General features: G+C 55.2%; 18 protein-coding genes. 8 read left to right on the forward strand and 10 right to left on the reverse strand.

From position 1 onward, the window contains the following. Positions 1-9: 9 nt before the first annotated feature. Entirely contained in the window at positions 10-972 is a 963-nt protein-coding gene (locus Q2T52_RS11850) for a substrate-binding domain-containing protein (protein ID WP_302076946.1), read from the reverse strand. A 99-nt stretch (positions 973-1,071) separates the two neighbouring features. Here Q2T52_RS11850 and Q2T52_RS11855 point away from each other — a divergent pair, with 99 nt between their 5' ends. Further along, entirely contained in the window at positions 1,072-2,397 is a 1,326-nt protein-coding gene (locus tag Q2T52_RS11855; protein ID WP_302076947.1) for an aminotransferase-like domain-containing protein, read from the forward strand. Between the two features lie 91 nt (positions 2,398-2,488). Here the strand turns inward: Q2T52_RS11855 and Q2T52_RS11860 are convergent, their stop codons facing one another. Both Q2T52_RS11860 and araD read right to left on the reverse strand, forming a co-directional pair. Continuing rightward, complete coding sequence (locus tag Q2T52_RS11860) at positions 2,489-3,217, reverse strand: ribonuclease activity regulator RraA (protein WP_302076948.1); 729 nt, start codon at positions 3,215-3,217, stop codon at positions 2,489-2,491. 16 nt (positions 3,218-3,233) lie between these two features. Then, positions 3,234-4,964: an L-arabinonate dehydratase gene (araD, locus tag Q2T52_RS11865; RefSeq protein WP_302076949.1), complete on the reverse strand. Its 1,731-nt coding sequence runs from the start codon at positions 4,962-4,964 to the stop codon at positions 3,234-3,236. A gap of 212 nt (positions 4,965-5,176) precedes the next feature. On the opposite strand from araD, the gene Q2T52_RS11870 reads away from it, so the two are divergent. After that, a complete protein-coding gene (locus tag Q2T52_RS11870; RefSeq protein ID WP_302076950.1) occupies positions 5,177-5,926 on the forward strand; it encodes a GntR family transcriptional regulator in 750 nt (249 codons plus the stop codon). A gap of 122 nt (positions 5,927-6,048) precedes the next feature. On the opposite strand, the gene Q2T52_RS11875 is transcribed toward Q2T52_RS11870, so the two are convergent. From Q2T52_RS11875 to folE, 4 genes are read right to left on the reverse strand one after another with little or no spacing between them, the layout of a single operon-like run. After that, positions 6,049-8,472: a putative bifunctional diguanylate cyclase/phosphodiesterase gene (locus Q2T52_RS11875; RefSeq protein ID WP_302076951.1), complete on the reverse strand. Its 2,424-nt coding sequence runs from the start codon at positions 8,470-8,472 to the stop codon at positions 6,049-6,051. A gap of 37 nt (positions 8,473-8,509) precedes the next feature. Further along, complete coding sequence (locus Q2T52_RS11880) at positions 8,510-9,010, reverse strand: putative pterin-binding protein (RefSeq protein ID WP_302076952.1); 501 nt, start codon at positions 9,008-9,010, stop codon at positions 8,510-8,512. Between the two features lie 51 nt (positions 9,011-9,061). Further along, complete coding sequence (locus tag Q2T52_RS11885; RefSeq protein WP_302076953.1) at positions 9,062-9,568, reverse strand: 6-pyruvoyl trahydropterin synthase family protein; 507 nt, start codon at positions 9,566-9,568, stop codon at positions 9,062-9,064. Between the two features lie 22 nt (positions 9,569-9,590). Further along, positions 9,591-10,190 (reverse strand): GTP cyclohydrolase I, encoded by a 600-nt coding sequence (folE, locus tag Q2T52_RS11890; RefSeq protein WP_302076954.1) that lies wholly within the window; start codon positions 10,188-10,190, stop codon positions 9,591-9,593. 845 nt (positions 10,191-11,035) lie between these two features. Between folE and Q2T52_RS11895 the strand changes: the two genes are divergently transcribed. Together Q2T52_RS11895 and Q2T52_RS11900 are read left to right on the forward strand one after the other, a co-directional pair. Continuing rightward, the gene (locus tag Q2T52_RS11895; protein WP_367187304.1) at positions 11,036-12,169 is read left to right on the forward strand and encodes a cyclic nucleotide-binding domain-containing protein; all 1,134 of its coding nucleotides are present in this window, start codon (positions 11,036-11,038) and stop codon (positions 12,167-12,169) included. A 285-nt stretch (positions 12,170-12,454) separates the two neighbouring features. Continuing rightward, on the forward strand, positions 12,455-13,945 hold the full coding sequence (locus Q2T52_RS11900) for an aldehyde dehydrogenase family protein (RefSeq protein WP_302076955.1): 1,491 nt from the start codon (positions 12,455-12,457) through the stop codon (positions 13,943-13,945). 403 nt (positions 13,946-14,348) lie between these two features. Here the strand turns inward: Q2T52_RS11900 and Q2T52_RS11905 are convergent, their stop codons facing one another. Both Q2T52_RS11905 and Q2T52_RS11910 read right to left on the reverse strand, forming a co-directional pair. Further along, positions 14,349-15,476 (reverse strand): glycosyltransferase, encoded by a 1,128-nt coding sequence (locus Q2T52_RS11905; protein ID WP_302076956.1) that lies wholly within the window; start codon positions 15,474-15,476, stop codon positions 14,349-14,351. Beyond that, the gene (locus Q2T52_RS11910) at positions 15,473-16,867 is read right to left on the reverse strand and encodes a GumC family protein (protein WP_302076957.1); all 1,395 of its coding nucleotides are present in this window, start codon (positions 16,865-16,867) and stop codon (positions 15,473-15,475) included. Before Q2T52_RS11910 ends, Q2T52_RS11905 begins: the two co-directional genes overlap by 4 nt. 233 nt (positions 16,868-17,100) lie before the next feature. On the opposite strand from Q2T52_RS11910, the gene Q2T52_RS11915 reads away from it, so the two are divergent. Beyond that, positions 17,101-18,402 (forward strand): VpsF family polysaccharide biosynthesis protein, encoded by a 1,302-nt coding sequence (locus tag Q2T52_RS11915; RefSeq protein ID WP_302076958.1) that lies wholly within the window; start codon positions 17,101-17,103, stop codon positions 18,400-18,402. Here Q2T52_RS11915 and Q2T52_RS11920 read toward each other — a convergent pair. Beyond that, the gene (locus Q2T52_RS11920) at positions 18,357-19,790 is read right to left on the reverse strand and encodes a glucosamine inositolphosphorylceramide transferase family protein (protein ID WP_302076959.1); all 1,434 of its coding nucleotides are present in this window, start codon (positions 19,788-19,790) and stop codon (positions 18,357-18,359) included. The two genes, Q2T52_RS11915 and Q2T52_RS11920, sit on opposite strands and share 46 nt — an antisense overlap. Positions 19,791-20,082: 292 nt before the next feature. On the opposite strand from Q2T52_RS11920, the gene Q2T52_RS11925 reads away from it, so the two are divergent. From Q2T52_RS11925 to Q2T52_RS11935, 3 genes are read left to right on the forward strand one after another with little or no spacing between them, the layout of a single operon-like run. After that, complete coding sequence (locus Q2T52_RS11925) at positions 20,083-21,354, forward strand: nucleotide sugar dehydrogenase (protein WP_302076960.1); 1,272 nt, start codon at positions 20,083-20,085, stop codon at positions 21,352-21,354. A gap of 47 nt (positions 21,355-21,401) precedes the next feature. Beyond that, entirely contained in the window at positions 21,402-22,631 is a 1,230-nt protein-coding gene (locus Q2T52_RS11930) for a glycosyltransferase family 4 protein (protein WP_302076961.1), read from the forward strand. 25 nt (positions 22,632-22,656) lie between these two features. Then, on the forward strand, positions 22,657-24,597 hold the full coding sequence (locus tag Q2T52_RS11935; RefSeq protein WP_302076962.1) for a heparinase II/III family protein: 1,941 nt from the start codon (positions 22,657-22,659) through the stop codon (positions 24,595-24,597). The last annotated feature ends 10 nt before the right edge of the window (positions 24,598-24,607 follow it).

A 24,607-nucleotide genomic window follows, 5' to 3' on the forward strand; every position in this document is an offset into this window, starting at 1 on the left:
AGGATAGGGTCAGTGTTTCCCCGCCTGCACGGGGAAGAGGTCCGCAGGCGTCAGTCGCCGGCTCAGGATCTTCTGTTCGTAAAGTTCGGTGGCGAAATCGGAAATCATCGTCTCGTTTTCGGCAAGCCCGCTGACATTCCAGTTCGGCGGCAAATCGGAGGCGCAGCGGCGCAACTCATCGATCATCCAGGGCGTCGTGTCGGCGTATTTCTCACGCTTATCGAGCCACAAGCGCTGAGACTCATCGATCAGCGAACTGACTTCATCCATGATCCAGGGATGTTCCTTGACGAGTTCAGCCTTGAAGCCAATCAGGTGCATGCCCGGAACGTAACCGACATCGTTGAAGTAGGCGACTTCCGAGGCGCGGTAGTCGTCCAGCACCTGCCGGAAGGGCGACTCCTGATCGAAAAAGCCCTTGGGCATGAAGGGTGTGAAGACGGCATCAAGGCCACCATCCAGCAGAAGGTCCACCATAGGGCGCTCGCCGGGTGCAGCCTCGATACGGCCGGGTCGTCCGAAACCATCGAGGCGATCGGTGATCGGGTGGGCTTCTGTCAGGCGGCCAGCATACCACATGGCATCCTCGACGCCGACCCCTTCGCGGCGGAGTGCGGCGCGGGTCCAAGTATTTCCGGAGTCGCGCCAGCCGGTCACACCGATCTTCTTGCCTGCGAGGTCCGAAAGCGTGCGGATTGGGCTCGTCTTCGCAGTAATGATGCAGCGATGACGAAAGCCGCGCATGATGAAGTTGGGAATGCCGACAACACTGTCGTCTCCGTCATGGCGCAGTTGCGCATAACGGCTGAAGGACATTTCTGCTGCGTCATGCGCTTCGTCCTTGGCAATGTTGGCGACTAGCGTTCCGACCCGGTCCACTTCTATGTCCAGGCGAGGGGAGGCGACGTCTCCCAGAACCAGAGGGGTCATATAATCCCAGTCACGCAAGGCAAGGCGCAGTTTCAGAGGCATTTTCGGTGCTCACTACAATGTCGATGAATGGAAATTAAATGTTCATCCATACGCTGACAAATGTTATTACGTTATTGAACATTTATAGGTGGCATAAAAATGGGCGATATTGCGAGTGCGAACTGGCTTGCCAAAAAAATCACCAATCGAACGCAGCGGGGAATCGCCTTGGAGACCAGCGCCCTCGTACGGGCGGGTGTGTTGCCAGTTGGCTCACGGCTGCCGCCGATCCGTGATCTCGCCTATGAACTGAAGGTGAGCCCAGCCACCATCTCCGAAGCATGGAGCGAACTCAGGCGACAGAAGATCATCACCGGTCGCGGGCGAAACGGCACCTGGGTGAGTGGCGAGCGCTTCGTGGCAAAGCCGGAGCGTTTGGCGAGCTCCGGTAATTATGCGGCGGGGGTTCTCGACCTTTCCATGGCCGTACCTGACGTCACGCTGTTGCCACCGCTCGGCAGGGCCCTCGCCTATGGAGCTACGATCAGTGACCTCAACAGTTACGAGCGAAGCCGCATCGTGCCGGAACTGCGCGATGCGGTCGAGGAGACCTGGCCCTACGTACCCGAAGCCTTTCTGGCCACAAATGGTGGGTATAATGCCGTCTATGCAACAGTGCGCGCGTTGCTGCTGCCGGGTTCTGTGGTAGCCGTCGAGCATCCAACAGCAATGCGCATTCTCGATATTCTCGAAGATCTGGGCGTTCGGATCGTGCCTGTCGTTTCGGATCAGGAAGGACCGACTCCCGAGAGCCTGCGCCAGGCTTTGGCCGAACGCCCGGCGGCCTTTCTCTTCCAGTCGCGCCTGCATTCCGTCACGGGGCGAACGGTCAGCGCTGAGCGAATGAAGGCATTGGGTGACCTACTTGCGGAGAGCGACACATTGATCATTGAGGATGACGGTATCGCCGACATTTCCTCTGCAACACCGACCTCCTTAGGCGGACGCTTTCCGGACCGGACGGTGCGAATTTTGTCTTATTCGAAGACGCTTGGGCCGGATCTCCGGCTTGCCGTTCTCTCAAGCTCGCTGTCGATCGTCGAGCAGATCCAGTCCTATCGTGCCTTCAGCGCCGGCTGGACAAGTCGCCTGCTGCAGGGTGCCGTCGCCTGGCTGCTTAAGGATGCTGAGACCACGGATCTTGTGGCGAGGGCGCGGGAAATCTATCAGTTGCGGCGAAACCGCCTGGCCGAAGCATTGTCCAGTCGTGGTGTCGAAACAGAAGCTGGCAGCGGATTGTGCCTTTGGGTCCCCGTGGAGTCTGAGCCGTTTGCCATGGTTACGCTGGCTGCTCGCAATATCGCTGTGGTGCCGGGAGCCAAGTTTTCTGTCCTGCCAAGCCACCATCTGCGTGTGGCAACCAGCAGGCTAACCGACCGTTGCGAAGAAGCGGCGGATGCCATTGCCCTTGCCCACCGGATGTAGATAATCCGCACTTGTCTTTGCTGGCCACCCGGACCATACGATCCGGGTGAGCGTAGATTATATGATTTTGTGCCGGAAGCAGCACGTTTAACTAGCGACCGTTCTTCTCACGCCAAGCCTTGTACATCTCCTGATATTCATCCTTGGTGCCGGGGTAGAGCCCGATGATCCCCGCTCCAGCCTTGACCTGCTCCAGCACAAAATCCTCGTAGCTTTCCATGCCCGTGCATTCCTCGGCGATCTCTTCCGCCAGATGAGCGGGGATGACCATCACGCCATCACCGTCGCCGACCAGAACATCGCCGGGAAAGACGGCGACATCACCGCAGGAAATCGGCACGTTGATGTCGATTGCCTCATGCAGCGTCAGATTGGTCGGAGCTGATGGCTTGGCGTAATAGGCGGGCATGTCGAGCGCGCCGATGCCTTCGGCATCACGGAAACCGCCATCGGATACGACACCGGCAGCGCCACGCAGAGCCAGCCTTGTGATCAGGATCGAACCTGCCGTGGCAGCGCGCGTATCCTTGCGCGCGTCCATGACCAGCACGTGACCGGCCGGGCAGGTCTCGATGGCAACGCGCTGCTTGTGATCCGGGTTACGGAACACGGTGATCGGGTTCCGATCCTCGCGGGCGACGATGTAGCGCAGGGTAAAGGCCTGACCGACCATGGTTTCGCGCTTTGGCGCCACCGGAACCACGCCCTGAATGAACTGGTTGCGAAGCCCTCGCTTGTAAAGTGCCGTCGCGATAGAGGCGGTGGAGATCTTCTTGAACTTGGCGCGGGTAGCGTCTGAAAGAACGTAATCGGTCGTCATAGGAAGAGCCTCTGAATTAGTAGATGTCGGGTTCGCCGGCCGTTTTGCCGAAGTCGCTCTGCAGGAAGTCGAAGTCGCAGCCCTGATCGGCCTGGGTCACGTGGCGGGAGAACAGCCAGCCCCATCCGCGTTGGAACCGGGGTTCCGGAGCCTTCCAGGCCGCCTTGCGCGCCGCCAACTCTTCGTCGCTGACCAGCATGTCCAGGTTGCGGTTCGGAAGATCGAGACGGACGATGTCACCGGTCTTTAGAAGAGCAAGCGGCCCACCGATGAAACTTTCCGGCGAGACATGCAGCACGCAGGCTCCATAGGATGTTCCAGACATGCGGGCGTCCGAAATGCGCAGCATGTCGCGGTGGCCTTGTTTGATCAGCGCCTTCGGGATCGGCAGCATGCCCCATTCGGGGAAGCCGGGCCCTCCGAGCGGTCCGGCATTGCGCAGAACCATGACATGGTCAGGGGTAATATCCAGGTTTTCGTCGTCCACGGCCTTCTTCATCTCGGGATAGCTGTCGAAGACGAGCGCTGGTCCTTGATGGATATGGTATTTTGGATCGCAGGCGGCCGGCTTTATGACGGCACCATCGGGGCAGAGATTGCCGCGCAGCACGGCGAGCGAACCTTCCTCATAGACCGGGTTGGAGAGTGGCCGGATGACGTCGTGGTTATAGACCTGCGCGCCTTCCAGGTTTTCGCCCATGGTCTTGCCCGTCACCGTCAACGCCGTGCAATCCAACCGCTCCCGGATCTGGTGCATCAACGCACGCAAACCGCCAGCATAATAGAAATCCTCCATCAGGTAATCTTTGCCGGAGGGGCGGACATTGGCGATCAGTGGTGTGACGCGACCCAGCGCGTCGAGGTCGTCAAGCGTCAGGGGCACGCCGGCGCGACGGGCAATGGCGATTAGATGAACGACGGCATTGGTGGAACAGCCGGTGGCCATGGCCACGATCGCGGCATTGCGACAAGCCGCTTCCGTCACGATCTGGTCGGGTGTCAGATCCTCCCACACCATCTCGACAATGCGGCGGCCACAGGCAGAGGCCATGCGCTGGTGACCGGAATCGACGGCCGGTATCGAGGAGGCACCCGGCAGCGTCAGACCGAGCGCATCGGCAATGGCTGTCATGGTGCTGGCGGTCCCCATGGTCATGCAGGTGCCGGCCGAGCGGGCAATGCCACCCTGGATGCCGATCCATTCGGCCTCGGACAGATTACCGGCGCGGCGCTCGTCCCAGTACTTCCAGGCGTCGGAGCCTGAGCCCAGGATCTTGCCGGCATAATTGCCGCGGATCATCGGTCCGGCCGGCAGATAGATCATCGGCACACCGGCCGAGATCGCGCCCATGACAAGACCGGGCGTGGTCTTGTCGCAACCGCCCATCAGAACGACGCCATCGAGCGGATGCGAGCGGATCATTTCCTCCGTCTCCATCGCCAGCATATTGCGGTAGAGCATCGAGGTCGGCTTGGTGTTGCTCTCGTCCACGGAGAGCGACGGCATCTGCACCGGGAAGCCACCCGCCTGCAGCACGCCGCGCTTCACTTCCTTTACCCGTTCCGGAAAATGGGCGTGGCAGGAGTTCAGCTCCGACCAGGTGTCGAGGATGCCGATGATCGGCTTGTCGCGAAAATCCTCCTCGTCATAGCCAAGCTGCATCATACGCGAGCGGTGGCCAAAACTTCTGAGGTCATCCGGCGCGAACCACCGGGCTGATCTCAATTGGTCTTTTGTCTTTGTCATGTCCGTGTTCCGAATCTAAGCACCGCCGGTGGCTAAGCCAATTCCCTGTCGAGGAGTGGGCGGCGGATAGCATCCTCCAGGAGCCATGTGCGAACTGCTAGATCGCCAAAGATGTCGCGCCCCTCCTGCGCCGGGACATTGATACACTAAAACATCAGTGCATCAATGATGAAAAGCTGCTAGGAGAATTCGGTCTCAATCGGAGTGTTCGAATGGCGGTTAAAGCCGGTCCTCTTGTCCTGGATAGATCGCGACAGGTCGCGGTTCAGGTCTATGAGATCCTGAAGGAGCGGATTCTCTCCGTTTCACTGGAGCCGGGTGCGGTGCTGTCCAGGTCGGTACTGCAGGAGGAATTCGGTGTCAGCCAAACTCCGGTGCGTGATGCGCTTCTGCGTCTCCAAGAGGACGGGCTGGTCGATATCTTTCCCCAATATGCAACGCGGGTGTCCCGCATCGACGTCAACCATGCGCGACAAGCTCAGTTTCTGCGGCTTTCAGTCGAGCTTGAGGCGATACGTCGTTTGTCTTTGCAGGCGCCAAAGGAAACCGCGGACGCGATGGAGATGGTGCTGCGGCAGCAGGAGGCCGTGGCGGATCAAAGCACTTACGACAGGTTTGATAGCCTGGACCGCGAGTTCCACCGTATTCTTTATGAAGGCAGCGGCAACTCTCTCCTCTGGAGGGTAATTCGGGACCAGAGCGGTCATTTGGACAGGCTGCGGCGGCTCAATCTTCCAATGCCTGGCAAGATGATCTCCCTTCTGGCGGATCATCGTCGTATTATAGATGCGATCCGGCTGGGGGACGTCGAAGCAGCAGCCAAGGCGCTCCGGGTGCATCTTTCCGGTACGCTCTCAATCATTGATGTGATCAGGGAAAAATATCCGGATTTCGTGCAGGACGGGATGCCCCTGAGTTCGGGATTGGTAATGCACGGGGACAGATCGATTTCGGCGAAATAACGATATCGACTCCGCTATCCCGACGCTTGAGTGAATGCGAAACTCACGTGATTGCCAGCTTGGAATTAGCCGGCGCATATATAAGCAGTTGCCGCGCGCCACTCTCTGAACTAAGCGTATTGTTATGCTGCGGACACATGCGGTCTGTCGGGCCCAGACGGTGCGTTGAGAGGCATAGGACGGCCAATCAGGTATCCCTGAACGAGTTCGCATCCGATGGACGCTAGCAGGTCGAGTTGGGCTTGCGTTTCAACGCCCTCGGCGGTGGTGCCCATTTTGAGGATGCCGCACAGGCGCACGATAGCTTCGACGATAGCTAGACAGTCTGGGTTGTCGTTGATTTCGTCAATGAATGACTTGTCTATCTTTACCTTATCGAACGGGAAGTTCCGCAGGTAACTGAGAGACGAGTAGCCTGTTCCGAAATCGTCCAAGGCCAGACACACGCCGAACCTTTTCAGTTCCGTCAGAATTTTGAGGGTATCTGCATTATCGCCCACGAGTGCGGACTCGGTGAGTTCGAGAATGAGCCGCGACGGTGCCAATCCGGAACTCTCCAGCGCACCTTCCACGGTCCGTGCGATGTGGCCATACTTCAACTGCACGGTCGAAACGTTGACGGAAATGCTGACTGTGTCCGACCAATTTGCCGCGTCACTGCAGGCACGACGCAGAACCCATTCCCCAATGGCTGTAATGAGGCCAATTTCCTCGGCCATCGGAATGAAGATCGCTGGCGAAATATATCCTCGAACAGGATGCAGCCATCGTACAAGTGCCTCATAACCAATTGTCTTACCAGACGAAATCTCAGCAATTGGCTGATAGAAGACTTCGAGTTGATCCTTGGCCAAGGCTTGACGCAGGTCGAGTTCCATCGCCAGCCGCATCTCTTCGCTCTGATCCATCTTGGGTTCGTAGAAGCAATACATTCCCTGCCGGTTTGCCTTCGCCCGGTACAGAGCAAGATCAGCATTTTTCAAAAGTTGCTGCGGATCGATGCCGTCAAGCGGCGCAAGCGTCATCCCGATGCTGCAACCCAGTGGAATTTCGCGCCCTTGCACAATGAACGGTTTCGATAGCGCCTCCATGACGCGCTCGGCGAAGGCCGCCATGTCGCCGCTATCGCGTACTCCGCGCCTTAGGATTGCGAATTCGTCACCGCCAAAGCGTGATACGGTATCGTGTTGATCTGCGCACAGTCGAAGACGATCGGCCATAATCTGCAGCACTTTGTCGCCGGCATCATGGCCAAGGTTATCGTTCACGGCCTTGAAGCTATTGAGATCCAGCCACAACAACCCAAACTGCACCTCGTTGCGATCGTCCATCTTTGACAAGGCATCCTGCAATACCTCGATAAAGGTTGCTCGGTTCGGCAAATCGGTGAGAACATCGAAACGTGCCATGTACTCGACACGCGCTTCGACGCGACGCCGTTCGGTGACATCCTCAAACGTCGCGATCCATCCGCCGTTCGGGAGACGTTCGCAAAGTGACAGCAAAGTTCTGCCATCTTCGCAGTTGTGGAGAAAGCGGGTTGCGCCGCCTTCGGTGGCATGTTCGGCTGTGGCCCGCATGACGGCTTGGAAAACACGAATGGATTCGGCAAATTTGCTTTGGATGCCATCCCTTAGTTCGACGAAGCTGATGCCGATTCTCAGGTCGTCGCGTTCAAGCTCCATAATTTCGCAAAAACGTGAGTTACAGACGTCAAGCCGGCCCGCGCTGTCGAGCATAAGGAGCCCGTGGCTCATATTGTTCAATGCGGCATCAAAACGATCGTTTTGCGTACGCAACTGAATGTCTCGAATCAGCAAAGTCTGGTTTTGGATTTTGAGATCGGTGTTGCGTGCTTCAAGGTCGGCCTGCGCTTTTACGAGTTCATCACGAGAGACGCGCAAGTCGCCTGTCAGTAGTTCCAGTGCGCGAGAGGCTTTGTTGGCCAGACGATTTTGATAGACAAGGAATACAATCAACCCCAAGCCGCAGGCGATGAGGCCGCCAACCATGTCAATGAACAAAATCTGCAGGCTTTTCAGCGTGAGTTGGTGCTCGACGAGCGTGTCGCTTGTGTAGGTATAGGCCGCAGACGCCAAGTTCGGCGCGCGCCGATCAAGCGGATCAATCAGTTTCACTATTTCGACCGATACCTTCGGATCCGCAATGGAAGGCATCAGGCCATCAATCTTTCGGACAGTCTTGTCCAGATCGTCCACGAACTTCCGTCTTTGCGGATCGGCGTCAAGAAAGCTCTGCAGGGCCGCAGATTTTAAAGTCTCGATCCGGTTGACAAGGATGTCCAATCGCAGCTGGACTTCGTCTTCATCCACATCTCGGTTACCAGAGCTGAAGGCTGTCACCCGCTGAGCGAAGCGGGTGATCTCGACGGACGCCTGACTGGTGATCCAGGCAATGTTGTAATTGGAAAGCTGCTGCGTCTCGTTTTGATGCTCGCGAATGAGAATAATAACGTAGATCGCCAGGGTGAAGAAGACAACGACGAGGCCAATAAGGAGAGATCTAATGACTCGGTTTGGCCCCATAACGCCCACCTCCGCGTGCCTGTCTGGGACAGTATTATTATTTTACAGTCATTCGGGCAACTTGCCAGGCAGATCGCTTGTAGTATAACTGGCTCTGCAATTCAGGGTCGCTGTCGTAAGGGTAGACAATGAACAACGGCCCCTTGTCGCGCACCGGCATGTACTCCCCGTCACGTTTCATTGCCAGGATGACGCGAAATCGCTTGAAGTCCTCAATCGGAATTTCGGTCGAGTAGTCGTTCAAAGCTTGAACGACTAGCGTCTTGCCGGTGGCGCCGACATGATCGAGCACACGCGACATCAGCGGCCCTTCGAACTTGACGGGGCCAGTATACCAGGGACATTTCGTCTCAAAGGATTCAACGCCAAGCGCTTCAAGACCTGCTCGATCAAACGTCGCGGTTCCATCGACGGTATTCTTGCTGATCAAGCCATCAATGGTCAGGATGGGTTTCGACTGGGAATGTGCGGTGCCGCTGAGGAAGAGGCCCGCAGCTCCGAGGAGGCCGACATTGAGTGTGCGCCGTGTGATCTTCATCTTTTCAGTCCTTTATACAAACGGAACCGGGGGAGGTGAGGCGGCCGGCAATTATCGCGAGACGGAAAAAATCGCCGAATTGCCACCGTGCTCGCTGACCTCGACGGACTCCAGCCATACGCGCCCTTTCGTCTCACGCTCTATCAGTGCTGCGACATATTCATAACAAAACCGTGCAGTCTGTTCGCAGCCCACCGCCGGAAGGATGCGCAAGTCGACGAGCCCCTTTTTTTCGAGTTCCACGAATGTGGCTAGTTCGGGATCATCTTCCGACACAACAAGCGTGTGATCAAATTGTGCGTGAAGCCATTTACGCACTTCCTTCAAGCCCCCGAAATCATAGCACCAATTGTGCTGATCAAGTTCGTATGTTGCGAATACGAACTTGAACGCTAGCGCGTAGCCGTGCAGCAATTTGCAGTGTGAATGTTCCGCGCGCCATTGGCGAAAGCAGCAGGACAGCCCTTCTGAGTGGTCGTACGTTTTCGTTGACCGATAAATCGCAGACGGTGAACCTCGCAAAGGTGCGGTCAGGTCAGCCATGGTCATCTGGCGCATGCCTTGTATCCCTGGATATTCTTCATCGTTGCAATCCAACGCATTCCTGCAAGAACTCGTTCTTGAGGTCACGGTCTTCTGCCATGCTTCCATAATAGCTTGTGGTAACCATTCGCGCATTATGGCTTGCGCGCACACCGCGATGCGTCTTGCACATATGAACTGCCGATATGCGGATTGCGAGGCCGCGTGGCGCCGTGGCTTCGACAATATGGCGTTCGATCTGTTTGACTAGCTCTTCTTGGATCTGGAACCGCGAAGAGAAGTAGTCGACCAGTCGATCGTACTTGGAGAGACCGATGATCTTTCCATCCGGCGAGGGAACAATGCCGATGTAGCACTCGCCATAGATTGGCATCAAGTGGTGCGCGCAGGTCGATCTTACTTCAATCGGCCCTGTTACGATGAGCTGATCACACTTCTCGACATTCTCAAATTCCGTGATTGCCGGTGGCGCTACGAAGCGACCATGCAGAATTTCCTCGACAAACATCTTTGCGACGCGCGTCGGCGTGTCGCGCATATTGTGATCGTTACGATGGTCGATCTGGAGGACGTCGAACAGTTCCTCAAGCTTCTTGGCAGCCTCCTCCATCACCTTGGCGCGCTCTGCCTTGGTCAAGAACCCCTCCACGGCTTCGTTACCAAAACGGGACGCATTTGCCCGCGGCTCAACCCGCCCGCTCTTCATTGCTTGACCCGACATCATCATGCTCCGGTGAAATACATAGCACAAATCACATACAACTGTTTTCATTTCGTTAAATGATTGAGGATGAATGAATCTCTCGGGGTGCTTAATTAACCATCCTTAATCGGGCCTTGTCATCAGGAACCTGAAGACCGAGTCTCCCTCCATATGTCAGCCTTACTAAACGCCGTTTTTTTTAGAGAGAGAACAGACCTACTTCCGTTACGAGCCTTCTCGCTAATAGCGGCCTGCCAACACACTCCTCGCCTGGTCGCCGCGGCAAACGCGCTCAGTGTGACAAACTCACAGTGAACTTACTTCCGTTAGTTTGGGAAAATATTAGCGTGACAGCAATTTCGTGGCCGATTTGGGAGTGTAAAGCGCTCAGGCCGCGCTCAGCTCATTCTTCGCAGTAGGTGGGACTGTCTCTGATCGACTTAGTCAATAACGTCGGGGTCCAGCTGGTCGGCATGTTGTTGCTGTTCACAGGCGCGAATTGGATCCTCTTCCAGAACCTTAGGGTCCTACGGTTGCTAAACCGTGCCATCCTGTTTGCTTGTCTGAGCGTTTTCCTATTTGCCCATGGCAGCACACCCTTTGCGCCTGCCGCGGTCGCGCCGATGTCGGTCGATACGATCGCACTGTCGGTCGCAAAGGCTGCCTGGTGGCTGGTCGGTTCTGCCTGCTTGGTGGGCCTTGTCCGTATCTTCCTGATCTTCGAGCGTAAGCCGCGCGAGGCCCGTCTTCTGCAGGATCTGGTCGTCGCACTGATTTATGTGGGAGCTTTCCTTTCGGGCATCTCCTACGTACTCAGCGTGCCTGTTGGCACTCTCGTTGCAACCTCCGGCGTCTTTGCCATCATTTTGGGGCTGGCGCTGCAGAGCACCCTAAGTGACGTTTTCTCCGGCATTGCCCTCAATATCGGTAGGCCGTATTCGGTTGGAGACTGGATCGTTGTCGACGACGGTTCCGAGGGGCGTGTGGTTGAGACCAATTGGCGCGCGACCTACCTGATCAACGGCGCCAATGATCTGGTCACGATTCCGAACAGCAGTCTTGCAAAGGCCAAGTTGGTCAATCGCAGCAGCCCCGATGTCAGCCATGGCGTCTCCGTTAAACTGAGATTGGCGGTCCTAACAACTCCAGCCGCGGCCGTTGACTTGATGGAGACGGCATTGAAGGGCGCCAACTTCATTCTCAAAACTCCCTCTCCATTCGTGAAAATTTGTAGCATTGATGCACAGGCGATCGAACTCGAACTGAGTTTCAGGATCGCCAGTTTGAGCGATGGGGTAAGGGCGAACAACGAGGTCTTTGATCTCGCCTTTCGTCATGCCAAAGCTCAGGGAGTGAAATTGGCAGACGCGGCGGGTTCGGCTGCTGCCTCCGCGGAAGGCAGCAGCGCATCGCAAACACCGCATCCCAGTACGGCATGGCGGCTGCTGAACTCTCTGCCTCTTTTGGTGTCTCTGACGGAGGACGAGAAAGAAGCGCTGAGCTCTGCGATGGTGCGGCGGACCTTTCGCAAGGGCGAGGTGCTTGTCCGTCAGGGCGACATCATGAAGAGCATCCTCATCCTGCGTTCTGGCATCGTCTCCATCAATCGCGAAGGTTCGGAATTGATGCGACTTTCGCCCGGCGACTGGCTCGGCGAAGGCGGCTTGTTGACCGGTACTGAAGAGAAGGGAAACATCACCGCTTTGACCCCATTGGTCGTCTATGAAATTGGGCAGGACGCCATTGCTTCACTTCTGAAAGATCGGCCTGCGATCGCTGACGAAATGAGTACGATCCTCTCGCGGCGACTGATCGAGGAGAAACTGCGTCTTTCGCCCCAAGACGCCACAAAACCTCAGATTTCGTTGGCTGCGAAGATAAGGCAACTTTTCAACGTTCAGGATCTTGCATAGAGCATTGGCGCTGCCCTCAAACTCCTGCGTGTGTCGTCACAACATCCCACGAAGTTGCCTAACGGCATTGATCGAAGAAAGCAGATTCTGCAGTCATTTGCTTGGTCTTGACGGAAGATACGGCTGCCGTTTGTTCTGTTTTATCCGAAGTGAAAAGCGCATAATCTTGATGTATGGCCAAATGAACATCGAAGATCCTTGACCGGAATTGCATTGTGGATGTCGCGCGGGTCGAATGACTGTCCAACGCATGCCACCCGGTATTTCGAGAAAGAGGAGTGTCTCGTGAGCTTGGCCTTTTCCCGACCCTTGCACCTTGAAATTGCGCCCCTCCTACTGGAGCGTAGCAGGACAGTATTCATTGATGGCGAATGGTTGAGCGGCAAGGGGAGCACTCCGATCCAAGCGATTGATCCGTCAACCAGCATGGCTTTTGCCCGGTTTGCACCAGCCTCCCTCGAACAGGTTGCTGCCGCTGCCGAGGCGGCCTCGAAAGCCTTCCTATCCTGGCGACGAAGCAGCGGCATTGAGAGAGGTCGTTTTCTGAGATCTTTCGCCAGTGGGCTCCGGGATAGGAAGCCCGATCTGGTAAACCTCCAGATGCTCAACAATGGAAAGCCAAGGATTGAAGCGGAAATCGACATAGACGATGCCGCAGGGACTTTCGATTACTACGCAGAACTCGCCGAAACTCTGGATGACGAACGGAGCAAGCCGGTCATTCTGGGCCATGATGGGTTCGATGGTGCGACGTACTTCGAGCCAATCGGCCCGGTTGGGCTGATTGTGGCCTGGAATTTTCCGCTGGTTACCACTGCATGGAAACTCGCGCCGGCCTTGGCGGCCGGCTGCACAGCTGTTCTAAAACCATCTGAATTTACCTCTCTGGCGGAGCTCGTGTATGGCGATATTGCTGCTGAAATCGGGTTGCCAGCGGGTGTGCTGAATATCATCCCGGGTGCTGGTGATATCGGCGCGGCGCTATGTGCTAATCAGCGTTTGCGCAAAATTTCCTTCACCGGGTCGAACGCCACTGGCGCCCAAGTGATGGCGGCCGCGGCGAAACGAACCATTCCGGTGGCCCTTGAGCTCGGCGGAAAGTCGCCGATTATCATCCTTGAGGATGCCGACATTTCGCAGGCCGTGGAAATCGCCGCTGCGGGCATATTTTACAACTGTGGCCAGATGTGCTCCGCAACATCAAGGCTCTTGGTTTCGAGTAAAATTGCTGATCGCTTTACCGATGCTTTGGTTGCAAAGACAAAGGCGATCGTGGTTGGTGGGCATGATATGCCCGAAGCACAAATGGGTCCGCTGACGACGGAGGCACAGTTCACAAAGGTTAAGACCACGTTTGAGACGGCGCGCAGCACCGATCTGCATTGCCTTACCGGAGGAGAAGTGCGCGAGGCGAGGGGAGGCTTTTTTGTAGAGCCGACTGTCTACAGGGACGTACCTGTGGAGCATCCCATTTGGCGCGAAGAGATCTTTGGGCCCGTTTTGGCGATAAACGAATTCGGCAGCACAGAAGAGGCAATACTCATGTCGAACGATACGGAGTTCGGCCTTGCGGCAACTGTGGTCGGAAGTGATCCTGACGAGGCCAACGCCGTTGCGGAGCAACTGGATGCCGGACACGTGTGGGTTAATTGTCCGCAGATTATCTTTCCCAATACGGCTTGGGGTGGCTTTAAGGCGAGTGGAATTGGTCGAGAGCTCGGGCCCTGGGGGCTGGATGCCTACCGCGCAGTCAAGCACCTAACGCGCGCCACCTAGCTATACCGGATAGGACAAGATTGGGCCGGCGCCACGGTTCGCAATGACCTTGTCTACCGGATTGATTATGTGTCTCAAACGTTTGCTCCACTCATCACGAAGCATTCGCTTTCGCTCCGTCACTCGTTAAGGAAGCACCGAACCAACGGGCTAGAGCATATCCGGCAAACTCGGGATCATTCTGACGGAGCGATTTTGTGACGAGATCAAGCCGAGATAAGAAAGGCATATCCCTTGATACGGTCGAGTGGCTCGGCGCCGATATCGGTGCAAAAGCGTCTGTCCTTGCGGGTTTCCGATTGGCGGACGCCCGATGCTGGAGCATCGAACTTCACCCGTTTCACCACCGGATCGTACGCGCCAATCGAGAAACAGAATTGACCCGGTGTTTGCCGGAAATGCTCTAACCGCGCACATTGAAACAAAGGCGTTCGTACTGTTCACCAATGGCAGTGATATCGAAGTCACGTGCGCGTGCTTTGAGCGCCTCGCGATCATGAGATGCTTCAATTGCTCTATCGATTGCCTTTGCCAGTGCGTCTGCATCACCCACGGGCACAAGTTCGCCAAACTTGCCATGATCCAGAATTTCGCGTGGCCCATAAGGCGCGTCCGTGGAAACCACGGACAATCCAAATGTCATGGCTTCGACCAGTGCGTTACCGAAACCTTCTGTTCTGGAAGACAGAACGAATATGTCCCCGCATGCATAGCAGGCAGCTGGATCGTTGACATAGCCGGCAAAGAGAACCCGATCAGATATGCCCAAAGAGTAAGCGAGGCTCTCTAGGTTCGAAAGTAGAGGACCCTCACCAAACACCACAAGTTTCGCCGCCCTTGAAGGGGCTAGCCTGCTGAAGGCCCGGAGCAGAGTTTGATGATCCTTGACTGAGACCAATCGACCAAGCGTGATGATGACCGGGCCAGCGCCGAAGGCTGCCAGTGCGGCTTCCCATGCGTAAGGCTCGGGGTTCAGTCGCGCGTGACAAGTGACGGGGTTATGGATGACAACCACGTTGCCTGGATCGAAGCCCCGTTTCACAAGGTCGCGTCCAATACCCGCTGAGACGCCGATCGCCCTGGTTGCCCGTTTTATCGTGAGCCGATCAAATAACTTGATCACCTTATAAGCCAGCCCACGCACTTGCAGTTCGGCAGCCGCATGATAGGACGGAAAAAACAAGGCCCGCGATCCTGCAGCAAGCAGGGAGATTGCAGTCAGCGCATTGGCGAACTCCAAGTATGCGAAGACAGCATCCGGACTTTCGCGACGCAAGAACAAACCGGTTTTCAGGACCCCCAGTAGCGTCCGGATCTTGCCGAACTTGCCATGATGCGCTGCGAGATCCAGGCTTACCAATCGGACCTTGTGATCCACCATGTCTGCATTAGGACCGTCCTTGTTCCAGACCAACAATGTCACCTTGTGGCCTCGGCGCGCCATCTCGTTCGCCATCAGAACACAGACTCTTTCTGCGCCGCCTCCGATCAGCGCGGGGACATGAAAGACAAGATGGCGGGACGGCTTCACTCTTCGACTCGAGTAACGGATTTGGAGTTGATGTCGCCGTAGAGTCCGCGGATGAGGGAAAGGCCGATCCCGATAATCAGGCCGAGCACTGCACCAACCACGAACAGTAAAGGAGTGCCGGGGGGCCAGGAACGACCGCTTGGCGGCAATGGTGCGGTAACGACTTTGACGGTATCCGTCGTAATCATCTCGCGCTCAGAAATCTGGCGAACCCGCACAAGGAAATTTTCGTAAATCTCCGTTCTTGCCTGCGCTTGTCGTTGAAGATCCCGCAGTTCGACCTGCGATTGTGCATCGTTGAACGTCGATTTCTCGAGGTCAGCCATGTTTGAACTGAGGCTTTTCAATGCCTGATTGGCTCGGTCCAGCTCTGTGCGCGCGGTGTTGGTCGCACGTTGAAGCTCGTTCTTGATTTGCTCGCGAACCGAGTTCAATTCGCTTTGCGTGCGCGCAATCGACGGGTGACGTAAGCCGTAAACCATCTGCAGTGAGCTTAGCTGTTGTTCAAGAGCGCCCGCCCTCAACTTCAGTTCCCTGAGGCTGTCGGATGTCACCGGTATCGTCGCTGCGGCACTGTCGCTTGCGTGAAGCAGCGTATTGTAATTCGTCTGAGCTTCGATGACTCTGTTACGCGCCGCCAGGATTTGGGCGTTGGTTTGAGACATGGTTTGCACGCTGACGAGCTGTCCGTTCTCCCCGGTTGCCAGGCCATGGGAGCGCTTGTAGGTTTCAACAGCTTCTTCGGCCGCCAGTGCGTCTTTCTTCAGGTCAGTAAGACGATCATCGAGCGCCTTTGCAGCTCTGCTTGCCGTCTCCGATTCCGTATTCGCCAATTCTGCATTGAAAGCCTCAATGATCGCCTTGGCAATTGCTATCGCTTTATCGACCGATTGGGCGGTGACGGAAAGTCTGACGATGAAGGACCGGTCATCTAAATCTAGGGAAATCTTCGTCTGCAACACCTTGAGAGCGGCAAGATTGACATCCGGCGCTGTTCGCGGGCTGCTGCTTCCTAAAAGTGATGAAATGAACCCCTGGCTTGCGGGTTTGTAAAATTCCGGGTCCTCTCCGAGCTTGAGGTTTTGCACCACGCGCATCAGCACGTTACCTGAGGTCATAAGGCGCGCACGATTGGAAACTGCTAGCCTTTGCCCCTCACCTTGCTGCGTTGGTTGCGCATAAAGATCATTGTTGATCACCTGCATATTCACAGGGCCAACCATCACATCCGTGCTGACAGAGTAGTAGCGGGGCGCAAGCAGGCCATAGGCCGCTGCCGCAAATGCGCATAATAAGCTGATTACAATGGTAAACTTGAAACCGGACTTCAACCACACGAAAATGCGACGCAGGTCAACTTCCAGAAAATCGCCAACCCGTTCAATGGTCACGGGTGTGTCCTGTCCATGGGTTCTTATGTCTGGGGCGCCTGTGGGATTGGCGCCTGTCTCATAGTTGAGCAAGGAGGAAGCGTGCGGTTTTCGCACTATCGGATCTCCCTTGTGGACAGACATGGAGTTAACGCCTTATTTTCCTTGATGCGGTACCTTAAGTCCATGAGGTTAATGTCGTACTTATGGATGCGTGAGAAACCGGCCATGCATTTGCGACCGAGTGGCGCGATATGACCAAGGATCGGATCCTATCGGCAAACCGTAAGACCGCCACCGAACTCGCTCTCTTTCTTGCGACGATCGTGGCCCTTCTGTTGCGTCTTTTTGTCCCCAATTTGCTACTCGATCTGTTCGTGAGCTACACAAGCGATGGGGGATTGTTTCTGGTGAAGTTTCACCTGGCCGCCTATGCGATTGTGCTTGCATTGTTTGTAGCGCTCTTTACCCGTCCTTTTGTTTTGGAAGGCACAGATATTTCCCTTTTTGGAAATATCCTTTTCTGCAGCGGTCTTATCGTTTTGCTGACCGCTTTTATCGTGGCAACAAACGGGTTCGGTGCCACAGGGTTTCTCATAGATACCTATCTTGTCGCAATGCTCGCCGGCTTGCTTTTGCTGACACAGCGTCGGCAAGCCCGCCATAAAGTTGGCGAGATCATCTTGATCGTCATGATCCTGAGTGCCTTTCTTGGCATTGCCGAACTCCTGCTGCAAAAGCGTCTTATGCCCTTCGTCGAAGGCGAGCCGGTTTTCCGTCCGACTGGGTTGACCGGCCATCCCCTCTCTCTAGGCGCACAAACCGTCCTTGCCATGGGCTTTGTGCCTCTGACGAGATGGCGGCTTTGGCTGAAGATTGTGATGAGCATAATGCTCTTCATCGGACTTGCGGCATCTGGTGCTCGCCTTGCAACACTTGCAGGCGCGTTTCAAATTATACTCCTTCTTGCCTATTCACCCTGGACTGGCTTGTCGAAAGTTCAGCAAATAAAGGCAAAAATATTCGCTCTTCTATTTGTCATGGTACTGGGCTTGATGGTGATCGCGGGCCTGTTCGCCGCAGGCTTTCTCAGCCGGTTCGGAACTAATCTTTTCGATGATAACTTTATGGCCCGCGTTAGAATTTATCAGGTGTTCAGTCTGGTCAGCTGGCAAGATATTTTTACGGGTATGGATGCGCCGACCCTGCTCGCCTTGGTCCGCACCAGGCTTGATCTGCCCTACATAGAAAGCGCGCCGGTTTTCATCATTCTAACTTTGGGCCTGCCTGCAGCCGTTGGCTTTACCTACATTGTCGTAAAATACTTCAACGCTCTTTTGGCGGGTGTCCCAGTTCAAGCAAAGATAGCCGGCATCATGTATATCGTGGTGAACCTATCGAATAACGGTCTTGCAACGAAAAGCCCGGACATCATTTTTCTGACTGTCTTGATCATCGCATTCCGACGCGTCGCTCCAGCGGTCCAGATGCGAAGCGGCTTGACGGGACCTCACCACGTACTGTCGACGACCTCGAGTAGGCCGCAGCGATTATAGGTGTGAATGCCCTTTTTCGACCAAGCTGAACCAGGTTGGATTTGGATGACATTTCCGAGAATGACGTTCTCATCATCAAGGCACAGGATTTCACGCATCCCAAGTCCGCCACCATACACCTCGCTTCCGTCCTGCACTGGCAAAAATAAGCGCTCATCCTCTTGAATGACGTGGCCTCCCGGACGCGCACCGCTCTTGTCGATCAGGATCGGGTTAAGCTTATGCGGCAACCAGGGGCCCTTCAACTGTGTCGCGCTGAAGACGACAAGCGTATCGGAGGCGCTGCCTTTACCGATCTTCTCGGTTGCAAACATCCAGTAGCGACCATCACGCCTGACCAGGGTTGCGTCGTTGATGTTGTGGTCGCGGATCAAGACGCAGTCTCGTACCCACCGATCCGGGAATTTTTCCGCCCTGTACAATACGACTTCATGAATGCTCCCCGACTCCGGGATCATGAATATTGAACCTTCGTCCTCGAAAACATTGGGATAGGAGAGGTGATGGTCTTCGCGAAGTATAACGCGAGGCGGTGACAAGGATCCGTCCTCTCCCAGCTCTGTAACGCTTATCACGCCTTTTCCTTCCTGATAGGGAAATTCTTCGAGAAAGACGTAGGTGCGGCCCATGTACTCGAATGGGAAGGGGTCTGCGTAAAATCGCGCTCCATCGTCCCCCAATTCGTTGAAAAGCGTTGGCACCGTATCTGGAGCATGGCTTGTCAATGTCGCTCCGTTCGTGAGCCGCCAGGCGGTTTTCCAGTAAAACGGTCTTCGATTTCGGGAAAGCTGCCCACCAATCCGCCGGAAGGCGGCATCGGCAAAGTCATGGATATAGCGCAACAGGAATGACGGATTCTGTACGCGGTTGGGAGCATGAACAATTGTCTCGCTATGCCCGGCCGAAAGCCTGACAACGGCGGAAAGTAAAATCGTCTCGACAGCAGCATTAAGCTCGTCTCTTGTCTTAGACAGATAAGCCTGCCTTGTCATCATCGGGCGCCCGGAAGCTATAGCTCGTCCGTCAAGAAGCACGACCACGTCCGCATGGCGAGACTTGGTTTTGACGCTGGCCAAGGCCGTTGCAAAATCAGTATGGCCGTTAATCTCGATCGTCATTCTCGGAATGTCCGTCCGACTGACTTCATTCGTCAAGTCAATGATGAGATCGGGCTGGAATGCTGCTGCAGGTTCCTTGCTGACGATGTTTTGATCTTGGCTCCACAATATCTTGTCTTCCAAAGCCAGAATGAACCTGGCCAATGGGCTGCCGTGTGGCGCCGTCAGGCTCCGCTCTAGATGAATGCTATGACCGACCGCCTCCAGACGCTCTTTCACGGTGATCAACGAGCCGTTTAATCCCTCTCTCACTTTCAGAAGTATCTTCATCGAATCCTTAGCCCATCGCGCAAAATTCTAACAGTATTTCAGTATCTTGCTAACGGAGCTTGATCCGAGTATGTCTCTCAACGTGGCCAATTTAAAATTGTGTCCACCGTAGATTGAAATTATCCATATCTCTCGCAGCGATTTGCTCGATAGATTTCACTGTTAGGCGACCATATAGGTCATCGATTAGAGTGGATTATGATGTTCATCACACACTTCACAATCGAATTATGGCACGCGACAGCGAAACACAGAGATCAGGTTTCGTGAGCTTGCGTTGAATGAGGCTGTGATGAAGGTAGCAGTTTTTGGTCTGGGCTACGTCGGCTTTACCGCCATGTGCTGCATCGCTACCGAGGGGCATGTTGTTGTCGGCTTCGACGTCAGCGAAAAGAAGGTTCTGGGCATTCGTTCCGGGCAGCCCCCCATCATTGAAGATGGGCTTGAAGAACTGCTGCAAGCCGGACTCGCCAAAGGCTTAATCTCCGCACATACCAAGATTGGCAACCGTCTTGATGACATAGACTTGGCGATCGTCTGCGTAGGAACCCCGAGCGCTCCCGACGGCTCTCACAACATGACCTATATCGCTGAGGTTTCTCGCCAGATTGCGACAGCCTTGAAATCGGGTTGCCGAAACGCGCCTCTTGTCGTTGCTTACCGATCGACAATCCGGCCGGGCTCGATCGAAGGTCTCATCGCTCCAATTTTCCGTGCTGAATTGGGGAGCGATTTCGATAGTCTGGTCGATATTGTCTATCACCCCGAATTCTTGCGAGAGGGGTCTGCAGTCCAGGATTATTTCAACCCTCCTAAGATTGTCGTCGGAACTTCGAACGGACAACCCAACGAGTGCCTGGCCGAGCTGAACAGGAACATCGTTGCTCCGACTTTCGTCGTAGACTATGGCGAAGCAGAGATTACAAAGTTCGTTGATAACACCTGGCATGCCGTCAAGGTAGCCTTCGCCAATGAGGTGGGGCGCGTCTGCCTTCAACTCGGGCTCAGTGCATCCACGGTCAGTGAGATCTTTCTCTCAGACACCAAGCTCAATATTTCGAGCTATTACTTGCGGCCGGGAGGCGCGTTTGGCGGATCATGCCTGCCTAAGGACGTCAGGGCTTTCCAATATATTGCAGACGACTGTGGTGCTCACACCCATTTGGTCAACTCCCTTCTGCGGTCAAATGATGAGCACAAAACCCGCCTTTACCAACATGCGGCCAAAGGTCTGAAGCCAGGAGCAAAGATTCTCCTTGTCGGGCTCGCATTCAAGGCCCATACCGACGACCTACGCGAGAGCCCAAATGTGGACATCGCGCGAGCATTTCTGCGCGATGGCTTCGCGCTGGAAGTTTTCGATCCCGCAATCGACGCCAAGAAGCTGGTCGGCGCCAATCTGGGTTACGCGTATACGCAAATTCCCACCCTATCGAAGCTGCTCGTCGACAAGGCCACTGCGGAAACTAATCCCTATGACCGTATTGTTGTCACCAACGCTACCAGCAAGCTGCTTGATCTTTCGGGCAAGGAAAATATCGTCGACATCGGCCAATTGGCCTGAGCAGACGCGTAGTGTTTGCTTCCAACGAAGGGCGCGGTAAGATGAACATGAACAAGTCTCTTGAGACTAGCTCTGGCTCTGGATCGGCTTTGAAGGGTCGCAAAGTCCTGATCATTGTTGAAAATCTGCCCGTCCCATTTGATCGGCGCGTTTGGCAGGAGGCACGCGCTCTGCAGACGTCCGGCGCGCAGGTGTCTATCATTTGCCCGGTAGGAAAGGGGTATACAGAGCGCTACCAGCTGCTTGAGGGGATCCACATCTATCGCCATCCCATGCCGCACGAAGCGCATGGCGCTATCGGTTATCTGATGGAATATGCGGCAGCACTGTTTTGGGAAACCGTGCTCTCGTGGAAGGTGCTCTTCAAGCACGGCTTTGACACGCTGCATGGATGTAATCCTCCGGATCTTATCTTTCTGATTGCCTGGCAGTTCAAGCTTCTGCGCAAACGCTACATTTTCGATCATCACGACATCAACCCGGAATTATTCGAAGCAAAGTTTGGCAAGAGGGGGCTGTTCTGGCATTTGCTGCGCGTTTGCGAATGGCTGACGTTCAAGACTGCCGACGTTGTGATTTCCACCAACGAAAGCTATCGCAAGATTGCCATAGAACGTGGCCGTAAAAGACCGGAGGATGTCTTTGTCGTTCGCAGTGGGCCGGATCTAAAGCGGGTAAAAGCTGTCGAGGTAAATCCTTCCCTGAAGAAGGGCCGTAGCTACCTTGTTGGTTATCTGGGTGTCATGGGTGACCAAGAGGGCATTGATCTGCTTCTGGAAGCGGTTGCACATCTGGTGCATGTGAAAGGGCGGCAGGATATCCATTTCGCCCTTGTGGGAGGCGGTCCCGCGCTGGAAAATCTGAAGCACCTCGCCGAAGGTCTTCGAGTTGCCAATTACGTCACTTTTACGGGGCGTGCACCAGATAGTCTTCTATTCGAAGTGCTGTCGACGTCGGACGTTTGCGTCAATCCCGATCGCGTCAACCCGATGAACGACAAGTCGACTATGAACAAGATCCTCGAATACATGGCCATTGGAAAGCCAATTGTGCAGTTTGAAGTAACCGAAGGCCGCTATAGCGCCCAAGCAGCTTCGCTTTACGCAAAGGCCAATGACCCGATCGACTTTGCCACAAAGATTGAGGAATTGCTGTCCGATCCCGCAAAGCGCGCGTACATGGGCGACTTCGGTAAACGCCGTGTTGAGAGCGAGATGGCCTGGTCCTATGAAATTCCAAAGCTTCTGAATGCCTATCAAGCCGTAGCACGCACGTAGTCCTGTATCGGGGAAATCTTTGTCCATGAACCTTGTCTGGCTCGTTAATCGGCTTCGCTCCATGAGCCCGGCCGAAGTCGTCTGGCGGGTTCGAGAGCAAGCTCTGCGAAGGCTGGCAAAAGGGCGGCTGGATCGCTGGGGTCGATACGAGCCTTCGGGCTCTCGGGCCCCGCAATTGCCTGGGCTATTGGCATCCGTACAGCGTGCCGAACCACAGCTGCGCTCGGCAATCCAAGCCGCGGCAGAGCGCATTCTTTCGGGACATTTCTCGGCCTTGGGAGTGACATGGCCGAAACTCTGTTGGGATGGGGGATTTCCAGCGAATGTTTGGAGACTTGATCCGGTCACCGGCAAGAACTGGCCAGGTGCTGACACCTTTACTTTTGATATCGGTTACCGTCACGCCAAGGATTACGGAGATATCAAATATGCTTGGGAATATCAGAGACTGCAATTTCTGCAGCCGGTTGCCGCCCATTACGCCCTAACGAAAGATGGTAGGGCATTGGCCTTCATCGAAGCAGCGATTGAAAGCTGGTTCGCACATAATCCACCCTATCATGGAATTGGTTGGAACTCTGGCATCGAACTCGCGCTTCGCTCGATCAGTCTTCTGATCGTCAGCAGCTGTTGCGAAGCTGATCTTTCGCTGGATACACAGAGCCGCATTCGGCGGATATTGGTCTCGCATCTGGCCTGGATGCGCAGATTTCCGTCGGGCTATTCTTCTGCAAACAATCATTTGATTGCCGAATGTGCGGCAGAATTTCTTGTAGCACTTTGCATGCCAGAGTTGCCGATATCCGCTTTGACGTTGGAGAAGGCTGGCCGTACTCTGGAGCTGGAAGCGGATAAGCAGATCCTGAGAGATGGAGTTGGAGCCGAACAATCTCCCACTTATGGAGCCTTTACCGCTGAGTTTCTACTGCTCTGTGCCGAAATGGCGCGCCGCGCGAACCGACCGCTTGACGGGAATGTCGATAAGTCATTGGCGAGGTTCGCGAAATTTATTAGCTGGGTGACGCTTCCCGACGCCACGACACCGCAGATAGGCGATGATGACGAAGGGCGCGTCATTACGCTGACTGAAGGTGAAAATTGCTACCCAGCTTCGGTGTCCGCTTGCATCTGGGGATATCTTGGCATGGAACCGGAAGGTGTGGTGCCCGCCCGCAACACGTTGAGGGACGCGATTTTTTCAAGCCAGGATGCCGGGGGCGCGCTTCCAAAGGGCGTTCGCGTTTTCGAAGCTGGAGGTTACAGTGTTTTTCGGGGGGAGATCGCGAACAGGAATGCGTTCTTACTTTTCGACCACGGCCCGCTTGGATACTTGTCTATCGCTGCGCATGGTCACGCTGATGCCTTGGCGTGGATTCTCTGCCTGAACGATCAACCTGTGCTCGTCGATCCCGGAACCTACCTCTATCACTCCGGTGGGCCGTGGCGTGATTGGTTCCGGGGAACCGCAGCCCACAATACCTTACGACTTGGCGCGCGCGATCAGAGCATCATTTCCGGCCCTTTCAATTGGTCGCATAAGGCAAATGCTCGGCTCTTGGATTGGGCGGGTGACGGCAAACCAGATTTTGAGGCTAGTCACGATGGCTACTTGGAGCAATTCGGCGTTGTTCACAGACGCCGCCTCATCATCGGTCCTTCGTCCATTCGCGTCAAAGACCGGCTGGTAGGAGAACGCATGCCGCCATTGGTCGAGATGAGTTATCAACTGGCTCCCAACCTGCGTGCTCGGATCGAAGATAACGCGGTGTTGGTTTGGGCAGAGGACGATCAGCTCCTCAGGATTACGTTTCCCGATAGCGGTTCTCTCTCGATCGCTGAGGGCGAAGGACCGGATAGAGGAGGGTGGGTATCCAGGAAATTTGGGACCAAGACGCCTGCGCCCCGAATTATATGGACGACTACCAATTTTCCAGCAGAGGCCGCTACAGAATTTCACATGCTCTGACGAGCGCCCC

Origin of the sequence: Rhizobium oryzicola (assembly GCF_030504645.1) — a bacterium.
GTDB classification, from domain to species: Bacteria; Pseudomonadota; Alphaproteobacteria; order Rhizobiales; family Rhizobiaceae; genus Neorhizobium; species Neorhizobium oryzicola.